The sequence below is a fragment of the Pseudoalteromonas rubra genome, assembly GCF_005886805.2.
GTDB classification, from domain to species: domain Bacteria; phylum Pseudomonadota; class Gammaproteobacteria; order Enterobacterales; family Alteromonadaceae; genus Pseudoalteromonas; species Pseudoalteromonas rubra_D.
The window spans coordinates 1,071,906-1,097,984 of the sequence record NZ_CP045429.1 but is presented as its reverse complement, the minus strand read 5'-3'; the positions used below and the strand labels follow the sequence as shown (position 1 = coordinate 1,097,984).

The following is a 26,079-nucleotide window of genomic DNA, read 5'->3' as shown; positions in this document are numbered from 1 at the left end:
CCTGTAAGATTTGACAAGGCCACTGATCTGTCACCTCTCTTGACAACGAAAAGACCCGTAAGCCAGGCGGGGTTGAGCGCTTTCATACTGCATTGCTCGAACAGAGTTGTACAACATTTTATCCGTGCAAACACGGCACAGCAGCCTTGATCTCATGCATGAGATCAAGGCTGTCAATCATGAACAGGTATCCCGGTGCCATTGGCAGCCAGGAATAACTGCTTAGAACTCGACTTCGTCCAGCTCAGCTTCGTTAATTTCACTCAGCTGCAAGTCCAGTATTTTCTTATCCAGGAGCTGCGCAAGTTGATCGATTTGTGCGTGCTCAATGGCTTCTTTAATCGACACAGAGACGTTAAAGGCCTGATGCAGGCGTTGTACCAGCTTCATTAAGCTCAGTGAGTGTCCACCCAGCTCAAAGAAAGACTGATTAACACTGATCCGTGCACCATCATAATCCAGTAACTCCGCCCAGATATCCCGCAGCTGACACTCAGTCTCTGTGGACGGTGCAACCTGCTTGCTGCCTGACACCCCTTCGCCCGGTTGCGGCAGTGCTTTTTTATCGATTTTGCCATTCACCGTCAGCGGCCAGTCCTGCATCAGCGTCATTTGTTCAGGTACCATATATGCGGGTAAGAAAGCCGCTGCTGCGCGCTTGATACGCTCAATCTCCTGTGTATGCTGCTGCTCATCGACACTGTGTTCCAGCTTCAGATAAGCATGCAGAACCTGAGTCCCCTGGCTCTGTCTGGCAATCACTACGGCACTGTCTACATGGGTGATACTGCTTAACTGATGCGTGACTTCACCGAGTTCAATCCTGAAACCCCGGATCTGCACCTGATCATCCATGCGACCGATGAACTGAATTCGCCCATCGCGCTGGTGGCGACCCAGATCTCCGGTTTTATACAGTTTTTCGCAGCCCATACCGACACAGTGCGGGTTGTCGATAAAGCGCTCGGCACTCAAAGCCTCACGGCCCAAATAACCATCGGCAAGTCCGGCCCCTGTGACATACATTTCACCCGCGACCCCCACAGGCACAGGTTGCAGCTGTGCATCAAGAATATAGACAGCCTGATCCGCCAGCGGCCTGCCAATGTGGATCTGATCAATCTCCTGGCGCGCAATAGGCGCAAAGGTGACATGCACTGTGGTCTCGGTGATCCCATACATGTTAATCAATTCGGCCTGTGCATTTGCCGGATGCTGACACCAGCTTTGCAAATGCTGTGTTTGCAGTGCTTCTCCCCCGAATACCACATAGCGTAGTGCCGGCAGGCTGATATCGTGCGCAACCACATGTTCAGCAAACACCCCAAAGGCGCTCGGAGTCTGATTTAATACACTGAGCTGGTGCTGCTGACATAACTCAACAAACGCAGCCGTGTCACGAGTCTGATGATGAGTTGGGATCAACAATTTACCACCGTGAATAAGCGCTCCCCAAATCTCCCAGACACTGAAGTCAAATGCATAGGAGTGGAACAAACACCAGGTGTCCTGATTGCTAAACGAAAAGTCCTCCGCCGCACTGGCGAATAAGCGTGCCATATTACGATGAGTCTGAACCACGCCTTTCGGCGCCCCTGTCGATCCTGAGGTATAGATCACATAGGCTGGGTCGCTCAGTAACACCTCAGGTAACACAAGTGTCAAGCCGTGGTCCTGACTCAGCAATGCCTTGCCATCCAGGCTCACCACCTGACACTGCGCCTCGTCGAGCGCTGCAGCACACTGAGGCTGTGCCAGACACAGGGCAATGTGGGCATCATTAATAATATAGTTCAGACGCTCTGCCGGACTGTTTGGATCTAACGGTACATATGCCCCACCGGCTTTGAGAATTGCCAAAATCCCCACCACAGTGTCGATTGAGCGCTCAACACATAAACCTATCAGGTCACGCTGTTGTATACCATATTCATGAACTAATTGAGCAGCCAGAGTGGTTGCCATTTTATCCAGTTCCGCATAGCTGAGCGTTTGATTATCCATGACCAGCGCCGGACGCTCAGGCGTCACGCGGGCATGGTGGTCAAACTGCGCAATCACACTGTGCAACTGCGCATCGGCATAGGCCATTTTCGGTGCTGCGAGCAGTGCTTGCTGCTCCTGAGGCTGCATAATCTCCATCTCGCCAAGCGATGCTGTGGCATCGAGTGCGATAAGATTGCTCAGTGCCGTATTAAAGTGGCCCAACAAACCTTCCATATCGGCGCGCTCATACTGATGGCCATGGAAGCTCAGTCGTAAGCTCAATACTCCCTGCATCGAGGCAGTCATAGCAACCGGGTAGTTGGTGTATTCAATCGATGCAGCACTGTTCACCTGTAACTGACTTGCTCCGCTGTGCTGCGCCTGAGCTCCGGTATCATGCAGATCGGCCGGGAAATTCTCAAACACAAACAAGCTATCGAACATTGCCCCCTGAATACCATGCCCGCCACAACTTAATATCTCCGGCAACGGCAGGTAACTATGCTGTTCACGCTGACTATGTGCCTTGTGCATTTGCTGAAGCTGAGTACCAATACTGGCCTGATGGTCCAGTTGCACTCTGACCGGCACCGTATTAATAAACAGCCCTATCATTTGCTCCACATTTGCCACTTCCGGCGGACGCCCGGATAAGGTGGTGCCAAAGCATACATCCGATTGCGCGCTGTAGCGGTGCAGTGTATAAGCCCACACTAGTTGCAGCACAGCATTCGCAGTGACCTGCTGATTTTGCGCAAATTGACTCAGCTGACGGGTAAGCGTTTCATCACAACTCCATTTGATTTCGTCATAACACGGAACGTCACTGGCTGCAGCAGGTAACTGCAACGTAGTCGGTGCACTAACTCCTGCCAGTTCAGCATTCCAGAAAGCCCGCGCATCATCCCTATTTTGGCTACATAACCATTGAATGTAATCCTCGTAATTCGCAGCAGGTGGCAAGGTCAGAGGCTGCCCACCGGTCAGACTCTGATAATAGCCCAGTACCTCAGAGAACAAGGTGGCCTGACACCAGCCATCGGTCAAGACATGGTGATGAGACCAGATAAGCTGGGCTTTTTGAGCGGGCAAACGCACCAGTGTCAGACTCATCAACGGGGCCAGATTAAAATCAAACCCTTTGGCTTTAATGGCGTGATGCAACTCACTGAGCTGGGTTTCCAGTAACTCAGCGGACTTATGTTGCCAGTCAAGTACTTCCATCTCAATGAGCGCATTGTTATGTACCACCTGATGAATATCTGCATCATCAAACACACTGAAACTGGTGCGCAGGATTGCATGACGTGCAATCACATTCTGCCAGGCCTGCTGCATAGCAGGTGTGTCTACCTCACCATCAAGCTCAAAGTGTGTCAGCGTGGTATACAGACTGGCATCTTGCTGAAGTAAGTCATGGTAAATCATCCCCTGTTGCATCGGCGTTGCCACATACACTCTTTCTATATCTGAGTATTGAGCTTGCACTGAGTCCAGCTGAGCCTGTTCCAGTGTCGCAGCCGGGAAATCCTCGACAATCAAAGTCTGACACTCAGCACCGGCTTTGGCCTTAGCTACTAGCTGAAGTAAAACCGCTTTAAACCGGGCTGATAATGCCTCAATTTGTGCCTCTGAATAACTTGGCATCGCAAAGCTCAAATCAAATCTCAACTGATTGTCCTGACTTTGACCATTGACCATTAAGTGATGCAGGTCGGCTGCCTCAGGGGCTGACTCTGCGCCACGCGATTCTTGCGCCATTGCCAGACGCCCCTGCGTGCCCGTTACATTGTCTAGTTTACCCAGATAGTTAAAGACGATTGCCTGGTCAACACTATGCTTATCCAACGCACAGATCTCAGCGTCCTGCCGGATATACTTTAATAATCCATACCCTAAACCATGCATAGGCAATTGTTGCAGCGTCTGTTTTACCGACTTTACGGTTGCGATGAGGTCATCTTGCTGACCCCCGAGGATCAACGGATAAAGATTGGTAAACCAGCCCATTGTCTGAGTCACATCCAGCCCGTCAAACAAGGCTTCTTCCCGGCCGTGACTTTCCATATCAACACGCAGCAAAGGTCTGTCAAAGGTGGTCTGATAAGCCAGCAGGAAAGCACTGAGCATCAGCGTGTCCACATTACTGTGGAATACCTGCTGACAGTCTGCCAGTAATATCCGGGTGTCCGATTCATCCAAAGAGAAAGACACATTTTGCCACTGCTCAGCCGCTACTTTGGCTGAAGGCTGAGCTGGGAACAACGACAGTCTGTCACGCCAGTAAGTCTGTTGTTCACTCAGAGCCTCGGACTGCGCCAGCGCATTCACCGCTTCGCCCCAGGCCTGATAAGAACTGGTTTTTTCCGCCAACTGGATAGGCTGTGCGGTTTCGATTGCCTGCAGCGCGGTTTCCAGATCCTGAAGCAGAATACGCCAGGATACCCCGTCCACAACCAGGTGATGAATGGTCATAAACAGCCGTGCAGGCTTATCATCACCGGCATAAAAATACACAAACTTGCACAATGGCCCCTTTTCTATATCCAGCTGCCGCTGCAAGGCATCACACTGACGCTCAACCTCAGCACTGAAGTCCGCCTCATTCAGGTCACTCAAATCAACTACCTGATGCATATTGGCCACCTGCGTGTCGCACAGTGGTACAAAGCTGGCGACCTCTGCAAACCGCAGTCGCAACGCGTCATGGCGTTCAACTAATGCGTTTACCAGCTCAGAAAAGTGGCTTGTTAAGTTACCCGGCGCGCTGAGCAATAATGACTGATTATAATGACTTGGCGCAGCCCGGTTTGCCGCAAAGAAGCGCTGCTGGATTGGCAGCAATGGCATCTCCCCGGTCACCGCATCCTGCTGCGCATTGATTCGGGTACTAAACTCAACATGTTCACTCAAGGTCGCAATACTTGGAGTAGCAAACAGCTGTTTTACGTTCAGGTGTAAACCCTGTTGTCTGGCGCGCCCGACCATTTGAATGGCAATGATGGAATCGCCACCCAAAGTAAAGAAGTTATCCTGTATTCCCACTTGCTCTACGCCCAGTAAATCCTGCCAGATTACACACAGCGTGGCTTCGGTGTTGTTTCTTGGCGCGCAATATGCGGTTTGCAACAGTGCCTTATCCGGCTCAGGCAACGCCTTTTTGTTAATTTTTCCGTTCGCCGTCAATGGCCACTCGTCGATGACCACCGCCAGCTTAGGCACCATATACTCTGGCACCTGAGCGGCAAGCTGTGCCAAAGTCGCACTGATAAAGTCACTCTGCTCCTCAGTTGTGACGACCTCTGTCGGCTGTATATAAGCAACCAAGTCATTGCCCGATGCGCCTTTTTTGGCCACCACAACCGCGGAGTCAATTTTAGTCAGCTGGCTGAGTCGCTGAGCAATTTCACCCAGCTCAACCCGGAAGCCGCGAATTTTAATTTGGTCGTCGGCACGGCCCACGAAGGCCAGGTTGCCATCGGCCAGGTAGCGCACTAAATCGCCGGTGCGATACAGGCGTTTTGAGCTGCCTGCCACCTCAGGGTCATAAAATGGATTGTCAATAAAGCGCTCGTTCGTCATCTCGGGCTGACCCAGATAGCCACGCGCCAGGCCGTCACCACCGACATACAGCTCACCTAAGCTACCGTGAGGCAATAAGTTTTGTTGCTGATCCAGCACATAGGTCTGAACATTACACAAAGGTGTGCCGATATGTATGGTGTCATCGGTAATTTCACCCACAGTCGCACAGACTGAGGTCTCCGACGGGCCATAAGCATTATAGAAAGGATAATGTGCCCGCCAGCGAGCCACCACATTTTCTTCACAGGCTTCCCCTGCCACAATTAAACATTGCAGCGCCAGATCTGTCTGCAACGTCATGGTCGATAACAACGCCGGTGGCAAAGTCGCATGGGTGATCTGCTGCGTTTTTAACAGCTCAGACAGCAGCTGTACGTCCGTACGTTGTGATTCGTCGGCAATCACCAGGGTACCCCCCGGGATCAAGGCCATCAGCCATTCCCAGGTCGCCGCATCAAAACTGATGGATGCGAATTGCAACACCTTACTGTCGGCACAGGTAGCAAAACGGGCTTGCTGGTTGTGAGCCAGGTTCACTGCGCCCTGATGAATAAGCTGCACGCCCTTAGGCTGACCGGTTGAACCTGAGGTGTAAATCACATAAGCCAGACTGTCACTGCTGATCTCATCCAGAGCCGGGTTGTGCTGCGGATAGTCATCAAGCGCCAGAGCTGCAATATCTATAGCGGTGCCCGCTTGTTCGCTCATCAGGCTCTGAGCCACGGTCAGACCACTGCCATACCCAATTACTTGCTTCAGGCCCGCGTCGGCTGCCATATAGCTCAGACGGCTGGCCGGATAATCCGGATCCAGTGGCACGTACGCCCCACCGGCTTTGAGTATCGCCAGCATGCTCACCATCATTTCCATCGAGCGGCTGCTGCATACCCCTATTAGGGTTTCAGCTGTGATCTGCTGCTCACTCAGCAAGTAATGGGCCAGCTGATTGGCCCGTTGGTTTAGCTCGGCGTAACTGATGGATTGGTCCTGGAACACCAGGGCGGTTGCCTCAGGCGCTGCCTCTGCCTGTTGTTCAAATAAATGGTGAATACAGGCCGTGTCGTCGTAGCCTAAGCTGCGCTGACCCTGTGTCAGTAATCTGGCCACTTCATCCGTCGGCAGTACGCTCAGTTCACTTACTGGTTGTGTTTGGGTTGCTTCCGTTAGCTGACTCAGCGCCGTAATCACATACTCTGCAATGCGGCTGATCTCGACCTGCTCATCAATTTGTAAGTCCAGGCTGAACACATGGGCTGCACCGTAATCATTGACCGATAAGTTAAACGGATAGTTGGTGCGCTCCTGTGCACTCAGCGCCTGAATATCACTGTCCTGCACTGGCGTATCGGCTTCATCCCGCTCGGTGTGACGATAGTTCAGCATCGCGCTGAATAACGGACCGTCTGAGCCCACCGCGCTGTGTTTCTGCGCCTGTGCCAGCGATACCTGCTCATAAGGCAGCAACGCTTTCAATCGCTTGTCTACATCTTTAATCAAGTCTGCGACCGAAGATCCCCGTAACTCAACCGCCACGGGTAAGGTGTTGATCAACATGCCCAGCAGGCGTTCTACACCTGCGCCGCCATTCATCCGACCGCTCATCACGGTGCCGAACACCACTTCCTGCTGGTTGCTGCAAGCCCCCAGCACCAATGCCCAGGCGGCATGGAAAATCGCTGCCGGACTGACTTCATGCTGTTTTGCATAAGTGCGGATGGCGGTACTGAGCGCGTCACTCAGAGCCACTTTATGCTCTTGAATAGTGTCGCCGTTGCCCTGAGTATCCTGCAACCCAAAAGGCAGTGTCGGCTCGCTGATATGGCCCAGCGACTCAGAGAAAAACCCTTCTATATCGAGCGTTTCCATGCGCGCCAGAGTATCGCTGATAAACTGGCGGTAAGACGCCGGCGCAGGCAAGCTCTGTGCCTTACCTGCGCTGTAACTGTGTAGTTCATCCTGGATCACCGCCATGGCAACATGGTCGATGATCAGGTGGTGTGCCTGTAATAGTGCATAGTGGGAACCCGTGTCCGGATCCTGACACACCTGCAAGCGTAACAATGGTGCCAGAGCCAGATCCAGCCACTGTGGACCATCGGCCAGCGCGGTGATGGTCTGCTGTGCACTCAGTCCCTCAGCACAGGCAAGCTGTGTCACTGGCAGCGTAACTGTGCGCTGTACCACCTGCAATGCCTGACGCTTACCCTGCCAGAGAATGGCAGTACGCAGCACATCATGACGGGCCAGCAAAAAGTTCAGGCTGTCAGTAAACTGAGTCAGTGCCGCATCACTTTTTATTTCATAAAGATAGTTAGTGACATAAGGGTCGTTATCCGGGTCCATACTGTGTACGAACAGCACCCCTTCCTGTAACGGCGCCAGCGGATAGATATCCTGAATGTTGGCCATGCCCCCAGGGATCTCGGCGGCGATGTCGTTCAGCTCAGCCTGGCTCAGTGCAGCCAGCGGCACCATATCCGGCGTAATGGCGGTGCAACCGGTCGGGATCAGGCTGCGGCTTTCATCTGTGTCGCCTGTAGTAGCAAGGCTCAGCCCCTGTGCCATCTCCTGTAAGGACTGGGCAGCGAACAGCGCTTGTGCATCCACCTCAAAACCTTGTTGTCTGAGTCGGCTGGCCAGCTGCATAAGCAACAGGGAATGCCCACCCAGAGTGAAAAAGTTTGCCGTGACGCTCAGCTGCTCAGCGGGCTGTGCCAGCAATTCGCCACACAGCGTAACCATTAATTGCTCACGCTCCCCCTGTGGCGCCACATAAGTCCCCTGCAATGCCGATGTGTCTGCTTCAGGCAGGGCTTTTTTGTTTACTTTACCGTTGGCGGTCAGTGGCCAGTCGTCAATCACCACACCCAGCTTAGGCACCATGTAATCCGGTAAGGTTTGTGCCAGCGTGGCCAGCGTCTGAGTCATAAACTCTGGCTGTGCTTGTTCTGTAACAGCCTCAACTGGCTGGACGTACGCCACTAAATAGGTGCCTGCCGGGCCGTTTTTGGCCAGCACCAGCGCACTGTCTATGTCACTCTGGCGGCTCAGCTGTTGAGCTATCTCGCCCAGTTCAACCCGGAAGCCGCGAATTTTAATTTGGTCGTCGGCACGGCCCACGAAGGCCAGATTGCCATCGGCCAGGTAGCGCACTAAATCGCCGGTGCGATACAGGCGTTTCGAGCTGCCTGCCACCTTGGGGTCATAAAATGGATTGTCAATAAAGCGCTCGGCCGTCAGCTCAGGCTGATTCAGATAACCCTGTGCCAGACCGTCGCCGCCCACACACAATTCACCCACACTGCCATACGGTACCAAACTCAGTTCATCGCTTAGCACCAGGGCCTGATCGCCATTCAGTGGCGTACCTATGGCAATGTCCTGACTTTGATGTAATGTCGGTATCGCGTAACAACAGCTGAAGGTGGTGTTTTCCGTCGGGCCATAGCCGTTGATGACTTGTGCCTGCGGTAATGCCTGCTGCACCCGCATCACATCGGCGCCGTGGACTATGTCGCCGCCAGCCAGTACATAACGTAAAGAGGTGCGACCGTCACAGTGGTGGCTCCACTCACTGAACAGACCGGCCGTCAGCCACATACTGTTAATGGCCTGACTATCAATCAGTGTGTTGAGTGCATGAATGTCCAGCTGGTCCTGCGGATACAGCACACAACGTCCACCATTGAGTAAAGGTCCCCACAACTCTATGGTTGCCGCATCAAAGGCAATGTTGGCGCTGTGCAGGAATACCGTGTCGCTGTCCAGGGTCATAAAATGCGGCGTGCTAATAAGACGCTGTACCGCACGATGTGGGGTCAGCACGCCTTTGGGCTGACCCGTCGAGCCTGAGGTGTAAATCACATAAGCCAGCGCATCACCGCTAAGCGTTTCCAAAGCGGGGTTGTGCAGCGGATAGTCATCAAGCGTCAGAGCCGCAATATCTATGGCGGTGCCCGCCTGTTCGCTCATCAGGCTCTGGGCTACTGCCAGACCACTGCCATACCCAATTACTTGCTTCAGACCTGCATCAACCGCCATATAGCTCAGGCGGCTGGCCGGGTAATTCGGATCCAGTGGCACATACGCGCCACCGGCTTTGAGTATCGCCAGTATGCTCACCACCATCTCTACCGAGCGGCTGCTGCATACCCCTATCAGGGTTTCAGGTGTGACCTGCTGCTCACTCAGCAGGTAATGGGCCAGCTGATTGGCCCGCTGATTGAGCTCGGCGTAACTAATGGATTGGTTCTGGAACACCAGGGCGGTTGCCTCGGGCGCTGCCTCAGTCTGTTGCTCAAAGGCCTGATGAATGCTCAGTGTGGCATCATAATTTTGTTCACTCTGATTTGGTGATACCAGCAAAGTCTGCTGCTCTGTATCAGAGAGCAAGGTCAGGGTGCCCGGTGCCTGAGCGAGCAGGCTCGCACTGTCGCTGTGTGTCAGCGTCGTCAGTAAAGTGCCCAGATGACGATTAAGGGTGTCAATATGTGCTTCGCTGAACAAGGCTGTGTCATAGGTCCAGCACAGCTCAACGCCGGTCTCGCTCAGCGCCATATTCACATCCAGGTCAAACTTGGCCACGACCGAGCCATCACTGCGAGGACTCAGCTGAGCCCCACCCAGCGACCAGGCACTGTCTTCGACTTCCCCGGTCAGACCATAATCGGTGCGGGTTGTCAGCATCACCTGAAACAGCGGTGTGTGCGCCGTGCTGCGCGGTACATTCAGCTGCTCAACCAACTGCTCGAACGGCACATCCTGGTTTGACTGCGCGCCCAGATGGACGGCTTTAACGTGTGCCAGATACTCCGTCAGGGTTGCCTGAGCGGTATTAACATTCAGAACTAAGGTATTGACGAAGAAGCCAATTAACGGCTCCAGCTCGGCCTGCATGCGGTTGGCCACCGGCGTACCAATGACGATATCCCGGGCATTACTGTGGCGCGACAACAGCAAAGACAAAGCGCCATGAAGGAGCATAAACGGCGTCAGTCCTTCGGCCTTAGCCAGCGCAGCCAGCCCCTGTGCCACTTCTTTGCTCAGCGTGCTTTTAACCTGTGCACCCTGATGTTGTTTGATGTCCGGACGCGGATAGTCCAGCGGTAAGCTGTGTACCGGGGGCAAATCTGCCAGTTGTTGCTGCCAATACTCAAGCTGCTGTTCAAGCACCGCATCACTGAGGTAATCCCGTTGCCACTGCGCATAATCCGCGTACTGAATGGCCAAAGGAGCCAGTGGATTACTTTGCTTCTGACTGTATGCCTGATACAGCTGGACAAATTCTTTAATCAAGACCTGCATCGACCAGCCATCGGAGGCAATGTGGTGCATGTTAAACAGCAACACCCCTTCATTGTCTGCAGTCTGAATATAACCGGCGCGGATCATCACGTCGCGGGTCAGATCAAATGGCTGATTAAGCTGTTGCGTCATGGCTGTGGTGATAGCCTGTTGCTGCTGCGCTTCGTTGCACATCCGCACATCATCATAACTGAGGGTAAAGCGGGCATCCTGACGGATCAGCTGCTCCGCGCCCTGCTCGCCATCACGATAAACGGTTTTAAGTACTTCGTGGCGGTCAATGATGGTTTGTAACACTGCTTCCACCACTGTCAGATCCAGCGTACCGCTGACATCAAAGGCAGCCGGCATATTATACTGCGACGACCCCTTATGGAGCTGATCAATAAACCACAGGCGCTGCTGGGCAAAAGACAGTGGTGCGATATCCGATGCGACTCTGGGTGTGACTTTAGCGCGCACCTGAGTATTTTGCTGTTGCTCTGAGGCTAAAAATTCAATCAATGCCGCCTTATTTTGTTTTACCTGAGCGGCTATCTGAGGTGTGATTGCACCTTGTCTGGCTTTTGACTTGAGCTTGCCATTGTCGAGATAAAAACTGACGCCCTGTTTTTCTAGTTCTATGATTAACTTTTTAATTGTATTCATTGTTTTCTTCTTAAAATTCTGTCGATTAAATGTCGGACGCCGTGGTTACCATTCCAGCTCTTCACACGCTTCTGTTTGCGTGTCGCGATTAGACTTAAGCTGCAAATATTCAATGTGGACCGCCTGATCGCAGATCCTGGTTGCGTCGTAGAGCTCCTGAATACTGAACTCAATGTTGAAGGTTTCACGCACCTGAGTTGCCAGTTTCACGACCAGCAGCGAATGGCCGCCCAAGTCGAAGAAGTGGCTTTGCGTGCTAATGTCCTGATGCGCTATGCCCAACAGCTGAGACCAGATCTCACACAAGGTCTGCTCAATGTCATTTTCAGGTGCCACATAGGTATCCTGAAGCGCGCTGCTATCTGCTTCAGGCAGGGCTTTTTTGTTTATTTTACCGTTGGCGGTCAGTGGCCAGTCGTCAATCACCACACCCAGCTTAGGCACCATGTAATCCGGTAAGGATTGTGCCAGCGTGGCCAGCGTCTGAGTCATAAACTCTGGCTGTGCTTGTTCTGTAACAGCCTCAACTGGCTGGACGTACGCCACTAAATAGGTGCCTGCCGGGCCGTTTTTGGCCAGCACCAGCGCACTGTCTATGTCACTCTGGCGGCTCAGCTGTTGAGCTATCTCGCCCAGTTCAACCCGGAAGCCGCGAATTTTAATTTGGTCGTCGGCACGGCCCACGAAGGCCAGATTGCCATCGGCCAGGTAGCGCACTAAATCGCCGGTGCGATACAGGCGTTTCGAGCTGCCTGCCACCTTGGGGTCATAAAATGGATTGTCAATAAAGCGCTCGGCCGTCAGCTCAGGCTGATTCAGATAACCCTGTGCCAGACCGTCGCCGCCCACACACAATTCACCCACACTGCCATACGGTACCAAACTCAGTTCATCGCTTAGCACCAGGGCCTGATCGCCATTCAGTGGCGTACCTATGGCAATGTCCTGACTTTGATGTAATGTCGGTATCGCGTAACAACAGCTGAAGGTGGTGTTTTCCGTCGGGCCATAGCCGTTGATGACTTGTGCCTGCGGCAATGCCTGCTGCACCCGCATCACATCGGCGCCGTGGACTATGTCGCCGCCAGCCAGTACATAACGTAAAGAGGTGCGACCGTCACAGTGGTGGCTCCACTCACTGAACAGACCGGCCGTCAGCCACATACTGTTAATGGCCTGACTATCAATCAGTGTGTTGAGTGCATGAATGTCCAGCTGGTCCTGCGGATACAGCACACAACGTCCACCATTGAGTAAGGGTCCCCACAGCTCTATGGTTGCCGCATCAAAAGCAATATTGGCGCTATGCAGGAATACCGTGTCGCTGTCCAGGGTCATAAAGTGCGGCGTGCTAATAAGACGCTGTACCGCACGATGCGGGGTCAGCACGCCTTTGGGCTGACCGGTTGAGCCTGAGGTGTAAATCACATAAGCCAGCGCATCACCGCTAAGCGTTTCCAGAGCGGGGTTGTGCAGCGGATAATCATCCAACTCAAGGGCCGCAATATCTATGGCGGTGCCCGCTTGTTCGTTCATCAGGCAGTGGGCCACGGCCAGCCCACTGCCATACCCAATCACTTGCTTCAGGCCTGCATCAACTGCCATATAACTCAGGCGACTGGCCGGGTAATTCGGGTCCAGTGGCACATATGCGCCACCGGCTTTGAGTATCGCCAGTATGCTCACCACCATCTCTACCGATCGGCTGCTGCATACTCCAATCAGGGTGCCAGGTGTGATGTGCTGCTCACTCAGCAGGTAATGAGCCAGCTGATTGGCCCGCTGATTGAGCGCCTCATAGCTAATGGATTGATCCTGGAACACCAGGGCGGTTGCCTCGGGCGCTGCCGCAACCTGTTGCTCAAAGGCCTGATGAATGCTCAGTGTGGCATCATAATTTTGTTCGCTCTGATTTGGTGATACCAGCAAAGCCTGCTGCTCTGCATCACAGAGCAAGGTCAGGGTGCCCGGTGCCTGAGCGAGCAGACTCACACTGTCGCTGTGTGTCAGCGTCGTCAGTAAGGTGCCCAGGTGACGATTAAGGGTGTCAATGTGTGCTTCGCTGAACAAGGCCGTGTCATAGGTCCAGCATAGTTCAACCCCGGTCTCACTCAACGCCATATTCACATCCAGGTCAAACTTGGCCACGACCGAGCCATCACTGCGAGGACTCAGCTGAGCCCCACCCAGCGACCAGGCACTGTCTTCGACTTCTCCGGTCAGACCATAATCGGTGCGGGTTGTCAGCATCACCTGAAACAGCGGTGTGTGCGCCGTACTGCGCGGTACATTCAGCTGCTCAACCAGCTGCTCGAACGGCACATCCTGGTTTGATTGCGCGCCCAGATGGACGGCTTTAACGTGTGCCAGATACTCCGCCAGGGTTGTGTGAGCGGTATTCACATTCAAAACTAAGGTATTGACGAAGAACCCAATTAACGGTTCCAGCTCGGCCTGCATGCGGTTGGCCACCGGCGTACCAATGACGATATCCCGGGCATTACTGTGTCGCGACAACAGCAAAGACAAAGCGCCATGAAGGAGCATAAACGGCGTCAGCCCTTCGGCCTTCGCCAGTGCAGCCAGCCCCTGTGCGACTTCTTTGCTCAGCGTGCTTTTAACCTGTGCACCCTGATGTTGTTTGATATCCGGGCGCGGATAGTCCAGCGGTAAACTGTGTACCGGCGGCACATCTGCCAGTTGCTGCTGCCAGTACGCCAGCTGTTGTTCAAGCACCGCATCACTGAGGTAATCCCGTTGCCACTGCGCATAATCCGCGTACTGAATGGCCAAAGGAGCCAGTGGATTACTCTGCTTCTGACTGTATGCCTGATACAGCTGGACAAATTCTTTGATCAATACCTGCATCGACCAACCGTCGGAGGCAATGTGGTGCATGTTGAACAGCAACACCCCTTCGTTGTCTGCAGTCTGAATATAGCCGGCGCGGATCATCACGTCGCGGGTCAGATCAAACGGCTGATTAAGCTGTTGCGTCATGGCTGTGGCGATGGCCTGTTGTTGCTGCGCTTCGTTGCACATCCGCACATCATCATAACTGAGGATAAAGCGGGCATCCTGACGGATCAGCTGCTCTGCGCCCTGCTCACCATCACGATAAACGGTTTTAAGTACTTCGTGGCGGTCAATGATGGTTTGTAACACTGCTTCCACCACTGTCAGATCCAGCGTACCGCTGACATCAAAGGCAGCTGGCATATTGTATTGCGTCGAGCCCTTATGGAGCTGTTCGATAAACCACAAACGTTGCTGGGCAAAAGACAGTGGGAACGCGCTATGCTCACCAAGCTGCGGATCTGTCTGCAGTGCTCTGGGCAGTGCAGTGATCTGTTCGCGAACCTGCTCTCCGTGATGCGCTGCCACTTCCCGGGCCTGATCTGCAATCGTCGCAGCATTAAACAGCACTTTGATGGGTAACTCGACGGCCAGCTGCGCTCGCAGCTCGGCGGCCAGTCTTACCGAAAGTAAAGAGTGCCCTCCGAGGTCAAAGAAGTTATCCGTGGTACTGATACGACCGGCCTCTAAATCCAGTAATTGCGCCCAGATCTGGCATAATGCCTGTTCAACCTCATTTGCGGGTGCCACATAGGTACCATGGAGCGCCGAGGTATCCGCTTCAGGCAGAGCTTTTTTGTTTACTTTACCGTTGGCGGTCAGTGGCCACTCGTCAATCACCACACCCAGCTTAGGCACCATGTAATCCGGTAAGGATTGTGCCAGCGTGGCCAGCGTCTGAGTCATAAACTCTGGCTGTGCTTGTTCTGTAACAGCCTCAACTGGCTGGACGTACGCCACTAAATAGGTGCCTGCCGGGCCGTTTTTGGCCAGCACCAGCGCACTGTCTATGTCACTCTGGCGGCTCAGCTGTTGAGCTATCTCGCCCAGTTCAACCCGGAAGCCGCGAATTTTAATTTGGTCGTCGGCACGGCCCACGAAGGCCAGATTGCCATCGGCCAGGTAGCGCACTAAATCGCCGGTGCGATACAGGCGTTTCGAGCTGCCTGCCACCTTGGGGTCATAAAATGGATTGTCAATAAAGCGCTCGGCCGTCAGCTCAGGCTGATTCAGATAACCCTGTGCCAGACCGTCGCCGCCCACACACAATTCACCCACACTGCCATACGGTACCAAACTCAGTTCATCGCTTAGCACCAGGGCCTGATCGCCATTCAGTGGCGTACCTATGGCAATGTCCTGACTTTGATGTAATGTCGGTATCGCGTAACAACAGCTGAAGGTGGTGTTTTCCGTCGGGCCATAGCCGTTGATGACTTGTGCCTGCGGCAATGCTTGCTGCACCCGCATCACATCGGCGCCGTGGACTATGTCGCCGCCAGCCAGCACATAACGCAGAGAAGTGCGACCGTCACAGTGGTTGCTCCACTCACTGAACAAACCGGCCGTCAGCCACATGCTGTTAATGGCCTGACTGTCAATCAGTGTATTGAGTGCATGAATGTCCAGCTGGTCCTGCGGATACAGCACACAACGTCCACCATTGAGTAAGGGTCCCCACAGCTCTATGGTTGCCGCATCAAAGGCAATGTTGGCGCTGTGCAGGAATACCGTGTCGCTGTCCAGGGTCATAAAATGCGGCATGCTAATAAGACGCTGTACCGCACGATGCGGGGTCAGCACGCCTTTGGGCTGACCGGTTGAGCCTGAGGTATAAATCACATAGGCCAGCGCATCACCGCTAAGCGTTTCCAAAGCGGGGGTGTGCAGCGGATAATCATCAAGCGTCAGGACCGCAATATCTATGGCGGTGCCTGCCTGTTCGCTCATCAGGCTCTGGGCTACTGCCAGACCACTGCCATACCCAATTACTTGCTTCAGACCTGCATCAACCGCCATATAGCTCAGGCGGCTGGCCGGGTAATTCGGGTCCAGTGGCACATACGCCCCACCGGCTTTGAGTATCGCCAGTATGCTCACCACCATCTCTACCGAACGACTGCTGCATACCCCAATCAGGGTGCCAGGTGTGATGTGCTGCTCACTCAGCAGATAATGGGCCAGCTGATTGGCACGCTGATTGAGCGTCTCATAACTGATGGATTGGTTCTGGAACACCAGGGCGGTTGCCTCAGGCGCTGCCTCTGCCTGTTGTTCAAATAAATGGTGAATACAGGCCGTGTCGTCGTAGCCTAAGCTGCGCTGACCCTGTGTCAGTAATCTGGCCACTTCATCCGTCGGCAGTACGCTCAGTTCACTTACTGGTTGTGTTTGGGTTGCTTCCGTTAGCTGACTCAGCGCCGTAATCACATACTCTGCGATGCGGCTGATCTCGACCTGCTCATCAATTTGTAAGTCCAGGCTGAACACATGGGCTGCGCCATAATCATTCACTGATAAGTTAAACGGGTAGTTGGTGCGCTCCTGTGCGCTCAGACCCTGAATATCGCTGTCTTGTGCTGGCGTATCGGCTTCATCCCGCTCGGTGTGACGATAGTTCAGCATCGCGCTGAATAACGGACCATCTGAGCCCACCGCGCTGTGTTTCTGCGCCTGTGCCAGCGATACCTGCTCATAAGGCAGCAACGCTTTCAGTCGTTTGTCCACGTCTTTAATATAGTCTGCGACCGAAGATCCCTGTAACTCAACCGCCACGGGTAAGGTGTTGATCAACATCCCCAGCAGGCGTTCTACACCTGCGCCGCCATTCATCCGACCGCTCATCACGGTGCCGAACACCACTTCCTGCTGGTTGCTGCAAGCCCCCAGCACCAGTGCCCAGGCGGCGTGGAAAATCGCTGCCGGACTGACTTCATGCTGTTTTGCATAAGTGCGGATGGCGGTACTGAGCGCGTCACTCAGAGCCACTTTATGCTCTTGAATAGTGTCGCCGTTGCCCTGAGTATCCTGCAACCCAAAAGGCAGTGTCGGCTCGCTGATATGGCCCAGCGACTCAGAGAAAAACCCTTCTATATCGAGCGTTTCCATGCGCGCCAGAGTATCGCTGATAAACTGGCGGTAAGACGCCGGCGCAGGCAAGCTCTGTGCCTTACCTGCGCTGTAACTGTGTAGTTCATCCTGGATCACCGCCATGGCAACATGGTCGATGATCAGGTGGTGTGCCTGTAATAGTGCATAGTGGGAACCCGTGTCCGGATCCTGACACACCTGCAAGCGTAACAATGGTGCCAGAGCCAGATCCAGCCACTGTGGACCATCGGCCAGCGCGGTGATGGTCTGCTGTGCACTCAGTCCCTCAGCACAGGCAAGCTGTGTCACTGGCAGCGTAACTGTGCGCTGTACCACCTGCAATGCCTGACGCTTACCCTGCCAGAGAATGGCAGTACGCAGCACATCATGACGGGCCAGCAAAAAGTTCAGGCTGTCAGTAAACTGAGTCAGTGCCGCATCACTTTTTATTTCATAAAGATAGTTAGTGACATAAGGGTCGTTATCCGGGTCCATACTGTGTACGAACAGCACCCCTTCCTGTAACGGCGCCAGCGGATAGATATCCTGAATGTTGGCCATGCCCCCAGGGATCTCGGCGGCGATGTCGTTCAGCTCAGCCTGGCTCAGTGAAGCCAGCGGCACCATATCCGGCGTAATGGCGGTGCAACCAGCCGGGATCAGGCTGCGGCTTTCATCTGCGTCGCTTGTTGTGGCACGGCTCAGTCCCTGTGCCATTTCCTGTAAGGACTGGGCAGCGAACAACGCCTGCGCATCCACCTCAAAACCTTGTTGTCTGAGTCGGCTGGCCAGCTGCATAAGCAACAGGGAATGCCCACCCAGAGTGAAAAAGTTTGCCGTGACGCTAAGCTGCTCAGCAGGCTGTGCCAGCAATTCGCCACACAGCGTAACCACTAATTGCTCGCGTTCCCCCTGCGGCGCCACATAAGTGCCCTGCAATGCCGACGTATCTGCTTCAGGCAGGGCTTTTTTGTTTACTTTACCGTTGGCAGTCAGCGGCCAGTCGTCAATCACCACACCCAGCTTAGGCACCATGTAATCCGGTAAGGATTGTGCCAGCGTGGCCAGCGTCTGAGCCATAAACTCAGGCTGTGCTTGCTCTGCGATGGTCTCAACAGGCTGGACATACGCCACCAAATAGGTGCCTGCCGGACCGTTCTTGGCCAGCACCAGTGCACTGTCTACTTGTGTCTGGCGGCTCAGCTGCTGAGCTATCTCGCCCAGCTCAACCCGGAAACCGCGAATTTTAATTTGGTCGTCGGCACGACCCACGAAGGCCAGGTTGCCATCGGCCAGATAGCGCACTAAATCGCCGGTGCGATACAAGCGTTTCGAGCTGCCTGCCACCTCGGGGTCATAAAATGGATTGTCAATAAAGCGCTCAGCCGTCAGATCAGGCTGACCCAGATAGCCACGCGCCAGACCGTCGCCACCGACATACAGCTCGCCTAAGCTACCTTGAGGCAATAAGTTCTGTTGCTGATCCAGCACATAGGTCTGAACATTACACAAAGGTGTGCCGATGTGTATGGTGTCATCGGTAATTTCACCCACAGTCGCACAGACAGAGGTCTCCGACGGGCCATAAGCATTATAGAAAGGATAATGTGCGCGCCAGCGTGCCACCACATTTTCTTCACAGGCTTCCCCTGCCACAATTAAACATTGCAGCGCCAGATCTGTCTGCAACGTCATGGTCGACAACAACGCCGGTGGCAAAGTTGCATGGGTGATCTGCTGCGTTTTTAACAGCTCAGACAGCTGCTGTACATCCGTACGTTGTGATTCGTCGGCAATCACCAGAGTACCCCCCGGGATCAAGGCCATCAGCCACTCCCAGGTCGCCGCATCAAAACTGATGGATGCAAATTGCAGCACCTTACTGTCGCCACAGGTAGCAAAACGGGCCTGCTGGTTGTGAGCCAGGTTTACTGCGCCCTGATGAATAAGCTGCACGCCCTTGGGCTGGCCGGTTGAACCTGAGGTATAGATCACATAGGCCAGGCTGTCGTTACAAATCTCATCCAGCGCCGGATTGTGATGTGGATAGTCATCAAGCGTCAGGGCTGCAATATCTATGGCGGTGCCGGCTTGTTCACTCATTAAGGTCTGAGCCACGGTCAGGCCACTGCCATACCCAATCACTTGCTTAAGACCCGCGTCGGCTGCCATATAGCTCAAACGGCTGGCCGGATAATCCGGGTCTAGTGGGACATAGGCTCCGCCTGCTTTGAGTATCGCCAGCATGCTCACCATCATCTCCATAGAGCGGCTGCTACATACCCCTACCAGGGTTTCAGGTGTGATCTGTTGCTCACTCAACAGGTAATGGGCCAGCTGATTGGCCCGCTGGTTTAGCTCGGCGTAACTGATGGATTGGTTCTGGAACACCAGGGCAGTTGCCTCCGGTGCAGCCTCCACCTGCTGTTCAAATAAATGGTGAATGCAGCGGCTGGTATCATACTCAAGACGCTGCTGCTCCCCTGTACTAACCAATTGCTGACGCTCAGAGTCACACAAGGTCGAAATGTCGCCTAATGGTAGATCCGCTTCACCTTGCGCACTCACCTGACACAGCAAGGCTGCAAAGTTCTGATTCAACCGGGCAATAAAAGCATGAGAAAAAATGCTGCTGTCATACAGCCAGTCCAGCTCAACGCCACCATCGCTGATATTGATATGCATATCAATATCGAACCTGGCAACCACCCGCTCTACTCCAAAAGGCGCCAGTGCCAGTCCGTCAGAGGCCAGTGCAGCAGCCAACATATTGCGGTTCTGATTAATGCCAAACTCGCTTGCTGTGGTGAGCATAATCTGACACAGAGGCGCATACTGTACGCTGCGCGGGATATTTAGGTGCTCTACCAGCTGATCAAATTGCACCTGCTGGTGCTGCTGAGCTGCCAGGTGGACCTCTTTAACGTGCGCCACCAGCTCATGCAAGTTCTGCTGGTCAGTGTCCACACGCAATGGCAGAGTATTGACAAAAAAGCCGATCAGCTTGTCCAGTTGCGGCAAAATGCGGTTCGCCACGGGTGTGCCAATCACGATATCAGTGCTGTTACTATAACGACTCAATAATAACGACAACAAGGCATGCATCAGCATAAACGGTGTGACCTGAAGGCGTAGTGCCAGGGCCAGCAAAGGCTGCGCAACCTTGCTTGCCAGCCGACCCTGAACATGGCCACCGGCATGTTGTTTGGTCGCCGGACGCGTCTGACACAATGGCAGGTCATGCACCAGTGGCGCATCGTCCAGCTGCTGCTGCCAGTAAGACAAGGCGTCATCCAGCGCACCATTCTCTGCGCGTTGCTGCTGCCACAGTGCAAAATCGCCATACTGGATTTCCAGCGGGGCCAGTTCAGCACTTTGCCCGGCGTTGAGCTGCTCATACACAGTCACAAACTCACGCAGTAAAATTTGCTGTGACCAGCCATCGGAGGCAATGTGATGGGTATTGAATAACAGCACACCGCTCGTCTCTTCAGTGGCAGGTGCCTTAAAGTAGTCGACCCGGAGCATCAGATCCGCGCTCAGGTCAAAACACTTTGCCGACTCAGTGGCGATCACCTCGGCTATCTGTGACGGCCAGTTATCGACCTGTGACAAGTCATGGACCTTTACCCGGCATGGCTGACTGGTGTTCACCTGTTGGTAAGCCCCCGTGTCATCCTGATGGTAAGTCGTTCGTAAGATTTCATGCCTTTCAACAATGACATTCAGAACGGCTTCAATCTTTGTCAGATCCGGTTGCCCGCTCACCGTAAACGCCAATGGTTGGTTATACTCGGCCGACCCCTGCTTCAGGCTGTCGATAAACCACAGCCTTTGCTGCGCGTTCGACAAGGGCAGTCGCGTCTTGTCAGCAGGCCGCTGTGGAATGTCGAGGTCATTGTGCTGGTTTGCCAGAAACGCGATGATGTCCGCTTTATGGGCCTGAATTTGCTTTTTCAGCGCCTCTGGAAAAGGTGCTGCGGATTTTTGCTTAAAGCCCAGCTTACCCGCTTCGGTAAACAGTAAAATATCACTGGCAATCGCTTCATCAATAATTTGCTTGGCTATCATAACCACCCCTCCGCCTCTGTGGCTTTTTCTTCCAATGCCTCTTGGGCTTGCTTTTCAGTCACTTTCTGCTGGACGTACTGGGCCAGATCTCGCAGCACCACGCGATTAAAGACCTCATTAAATGCAAGCGAAATGCCCCATTGCTTTTTCAAACTACCGAGCATTTTTATCAGCAAAATAGAGTTACCACCGAGCTTGAAGAAATGTCCGTCACGACCAATTTCCCGCTCCTGCAACGACAGAATATCGGCCCAGAGTTGGTTAATATGGGCTTCCATTTCCGTCTCTGGCGCTGCATACACCGCGCTTTGCTGAGTTGTTGCCAGTTGCGCCAACTGATTGCTGTCGAGCTTGCCATTGACCGTCAAAGGCCAGTGCTCAATCACCAGATAGTCAGCCGGGATCATGTATTCTGGTAGCTGCTCGGCCAACGCCTGTATCAGACCTTCGGTCATAGCCGCCTCGCCCTGCTGATTTACCAGCAGTGTCCCTTCAGAAGTCAGTTCAATGAAGGCCACCAGTCGCATCTGCGCTTGTTGTTCAACCAACAGAACTTCTGCCTGCTCGACTAACCCCTGCTCTGCTATCTGGCGCTTCACTTCTTCGAGCTCAATTCGGTATCCGTTGAGCTTAACCTGCTCATCGATACGCCCGATAAAAGTCATTTCTGAATTGCCCAGCGTTCTGACCAGGTCACCGGTTTTATATAGCTTGCGGTAACAGGCCGGCTGGCCGCTCTGGTAGGCCGGGTTATCAATGAACCGCTCGGCACTTAACTGAGGTCGATTAAGATAACCACGGGCCACTCCCGGCCCCGTCAGGTATAGCTCCCCGATGGCGTAAGGGGGAACTGGCTGGCCTTCTTCATCCAGCACAATACCTTGCATATTTGTTATCGGTGCGCCCATAGAAATAGGCGTCTGATGGCCTTCCTCGATACACTTCCAGTGACTGCCGACCGTCGTTTCTGTAGGCCCGTACTCGTTTACAAACACCGTCTCAGGCAGGTAGCTGCGTAACTGCGCAATGGTGTCTAAATTGAGCTGCTCTCCACCTAGAATAATGACGTGCTTGTGGGAATTTTGTTGTGTCATTTTAGCGGCTATCAGTTGCAGATGTGCGGGTGTCAGTTTAAATAGCAATGCGGCTTGTGCCGTCTCCAGCGCCTGTACCACCTGTTCACATGCTTTATCTTCGTCACAGGTTAGGTTAACCACGCCACCTCTGAGTAACGGCATAAACAGGCTTGTTACGGTAGCATCAAAGCTCAGTGATGTACTGACTACACCATCGGTCACTTGTGCTGCTAACTGAGTGTTCAGGTGCGTCAGATAATGATTCAGGTTAGCGTGTTCAATTATCACCCCTTTCGGCTTCCCGGTGGTGCCTGAGGTATAAATCACATAGGCCAGGCTGTCTGCATCCGGTGAAGTTTGTCTTACGCTGCCCGCAACAAGGTCTGCTTCATCGCACTGCGTCATATCGAGATACGGGACTGCACTTTGACCGGCAGCAGTTTGCAGGGCGCTCGTACCTGCACGACCTAATACCGCAATCGCGCAGCTGTCTTCAAGCATAAACTGGATCCGCTGTTGTGGATGTGCCGGATCAATCGGCAGGTAGGCACACCCCGCTTTCCAGATAGCCAAAATGGCAACCAGAGTATCGAGTGTGCGGCTGGCTTCAATGGCAATGATCTTGTCACGACCACCGTAGTTCTGTGCTATCAGCCAGTCAGCCAGCTTGTTCCCCCGCGCCTCCAAAGCCGCATAGCTCAGACTGTGTTGTTGGTACTGTGCAGCCACACGCTCAGGTGCGAACTGTGCAATCTGTGAAACCTGCTCCAGGATTGAATGCGTTGCTGATGACGAGGTATTTATCTCCGGTGTCAGTGTGTTCCCGGCCATACTGGCGTAGAGCGCTTGCAGTGTCATGTCAGAAGCTGGTGATGGCTGACTCAGATGAGTCAGGACATTGCACAGATCGTCCGCCAGTTGGCCGACATGGTGCTCAGTGAACAGCCCCCGATCATAAGCCCAGTAACAACTGACTCCGCTCTCGGTCATCTTCAGCGCTAAGTCTAAGTCATATTTAATTGTGACCGCACTGTGAGTCAGTGGCTCCAGTTTAATACCCGGCAGGCCTGACGTGTTGGACTGCTGATAATCATTGTCGGTGTCGACTATGATTTGAAATAAGGGTGTCTGGCCTGATGTTCGGGAGGGTGTCAGTGCCTGAACAAGGGCTTCAAACGGCACCTCCTGATTCAATTGTGCATCAATATGCACCTGTCTGACATGATGTAAATAATCCGCCAGAGACGCCTGATCCGTATTGACCCGATAGACCAGCGTATTGACGAAGAAACCAATCAGGTTATGTAACTGTGGGTTCTGGCGGTTCGCCTGCGGACTGCCAATAACAATATCATGGCTCCGACTGTGACGGGAAAACACCAGTGCCAGAGCGGCATGCAATAGCATAAAGGTGGTCATATCAAAGCGACTTGCCAGCGTCTGCAAGCCCTGTTTGACTGTTTCAGGCAGGACTCTGTTCAGTATCCCCCCCTGCCCCCTGGCCTGGCTATCACGCGGACCATCCAGAGGCAGACTATGAGTATGCGGCAGGCCATCCAGCTGCGCGCGCCAGTAGTCTAACTGCTTAGCTGATTTATCTGAGTTATATTGATGCTGCCACTGGGCAAAGTCGGCATATTGAATGTCCATCGCAGTCAGCTGTGCTGCTTCCCCTTTAATCAGGCTCTCATACAGGGTTGTGAATTCTTTGACCAGCAAGGCCATCGACCAGCCATCCGTCGCGATATGGTGGAGGGTTAACAGCAATAAAGTCACCGGCTCTGATCCCCCCGTCAGCGCTATCGCGCGACACCGGATCGGCAATTCATTCTGCAGATCAAAGCCGCGTTGTGCTTCTTCATTGACGATACACTGTATTTTTGCATCATCCAGCTGGGCTGCTGGCAACGTCTCACGATGAATGCTCAGCTGAGCATCGTGATGGATCACCTGACGGAGTGTCTCCTGGGCATCTGTTGAATACGTCGTTTTGAGGATCAGGTGGCGATCCATAATGCCATTCAGTGCTTGTTGTGCCAGCTCGACATCAAACTTACCGGTGATTTTTAAGTTAACAGGCACATTGTAATTGGCCTGACTATCACTTTGCTCTGAAAACCACAACGCCTGTTGAGAGAATGACAAAGGCATGGCTTCGCTATGTGGTTGCACAGTAATCTGATCAGCCGGGCTTTCGCTGCTGGCCATTGCCAGATAGTACTCCTTCAATTGCGTTTTATTCGCAATGATCTGCTCACGCAGGTCGGCCGAGATGACTTTAGGTAACTTCACGACAAGGTTATTGTCTTTGATTTTGAGTTTAACGCCAGCTGCGATGAGCTGATCGACTAATGCTGTTATATTCACTTCGCTATTCCTGACTTAATGCGGTTGATTACGGCTAAGGGAGACCCTGAATTACAGTTGAGAGAAACTGATGGGATCGCCAAAACACACCAAAATTTTTCTGGCACCCTGATACGGGTTTCGGGCATGGGCTTTTAATATATTGTCGACCAACATGACATCACCTTGCTGCCAGTCGAACTGCTGATGATTGGCCTGATAGACCTGAAGTATCTGGGCCATGGTCTGATCGGAAATTCTGTCGCCATTGCCAAAATAGCAGTTGCGCGGATAATCGGCCTCATCGTCAAACATAATGGCCAGGTTTTCCTTGAGATCCTCATTCAAGCAACTGAAATGCCAGTGCTGTGCCTGGGTCACCCAACAAGGTGCCTGAGTGGCAGGGTGAATAACCACGGCCGGTCGGATCGCGCGCGTGGTTAATTGCTCGCCGCGCCACTCAAACTCCAGTGCCTGATCTCGACATTTCGCCTCTACCTCAGCCTTATTCTCCGTTTGAAAAATGGTTTTCCAGCCCAGCCCAACAAAGTCGTCGGCCTGGTAGTTACGGACATACATAACCTGTTTGTCGATAAACTCCTGAACTAGATCGGCGGGTAACTGGGACAGCACAGAGCGGGCATCGGCTATCGGTGTTTGCCCACCGCTCAGCGCGGGTTGTTCGCAGGCAAAAATCGCACGGCCGGGAAAGCGTTGATTAAAGGTATTTTCATTGTGCCAAAGAAGGAATTCAGACTCTGAGTATTCAACCGGTCGTTGCACATTACCATTGGTGCTTGCCGGACGATGCTCGGTATTATTGGTCAGCACCTGTGTCATAAAACAGGCAGCCAGTTGTTCGACCTGAGCGGGTGAGCCAAAGTTACCACCACGCAGCAGTACCGCCCCGGCATCCGCCAGGTGTTGCTCAATCGTGTCTTGCAAAGCAACGACTTGCTCATACGGTGCACTATCCTGATGTAACTGTATCACTACCGGACTGTGTGCCTGGTCGTTTAATTTTGCGACCTCGGGCATAGTGATAGTCAAAGCCATACGGGTTCCTTTTTGTCATTATAAGTCGGTGCGCCATGACTCCCATGACGCACCGATAAAT

At 53.3% G+C, this 26,079-nt stretch carries 4 protein-coding genes; all 4 read right to left on the bottom strand.

Features of this window, described 5'->3' with window-relative positions:
• Positions 1-222: 222 nt before the first annotated feature.
• The 4 genes from CWC22_RS04725 to CWC22_RS04710 are packed head-to-tail and all read right to left on the bottom strand — an operon-like array spanning position 223 to position 26,018.
• A complete protein-coding gene (locus CWC22_RS04725; protein ID WP_195879855.1) occupies positions 223-11,523 on the bottom strand; it encodes a non-ribosomal peptide synthetase in 11,301 nt (3,766 codons plus the stop codon).
• A gap of 45 nt (positions 11,524-11,568) precedes the next feature.
• Positions 11,569-21,540, bottom strand: a complete 9,972-nt coding sequence (locus CWC22_RS04720; protein ID WP_195879854.1) for a non-ribosomal peptide synthetase — start codon at positions 21,538-21,540, stop codon at positions 11,569-11,571.
• The gene (locus CWC22_RS04715; protein ID WP_138539531.1) at positions 21,537-24,983 is read right to left on the bottom strand and encodes a non-ribosomal peptide synthetase; all 3,447 of its coding nucleotides are present in this window, start codon (positions 24,981-24,983) and stop codon (positions 21,537-21,539) included. The genes CWC22_RS04720 and CWC22_RS04715 overlap by 4 nt, the downstream gene beginning before the upstream one ends.
• A 51-nt stretch (positions 24,984-25,034) precedes the next feature.
• A complete protein-coding gene (locus tag CWC22_RS04710; RefSeq protein ID WP_138539532.1) occupies positions 25,035-26,018 on the bottom strand; it encodes a TauD/TfdA family dioxygenase in 984 nt (327 codons plus the stop codon).
• Positions 26,019-26,079 lie beyond the last annotated feature (61 nt).

Coding starts and splice junctions, on each gene's coding strand:
- CWC22_RS04725 (WP_195879855.1), bottom strand. CDS start 11,523: ATGAATACAATTAAAAAGTTAATCATAGAACTAGAAAAACAGGGCGTC.
- CWC22_RS04720 (WP_195879854.1), bottom strand. CDS start 21,540: ATGATAGCCAAGCAAATTATTGATGAAGCGATTGCCAGTGATATTTTA.
- CWC22_RS04710 (WP_138539532.1), bottom strand. CDS start 26,018: ATGGCTTTGACTATCACTATGCCCGAGGTCGCAAAATTAAACGACCAG.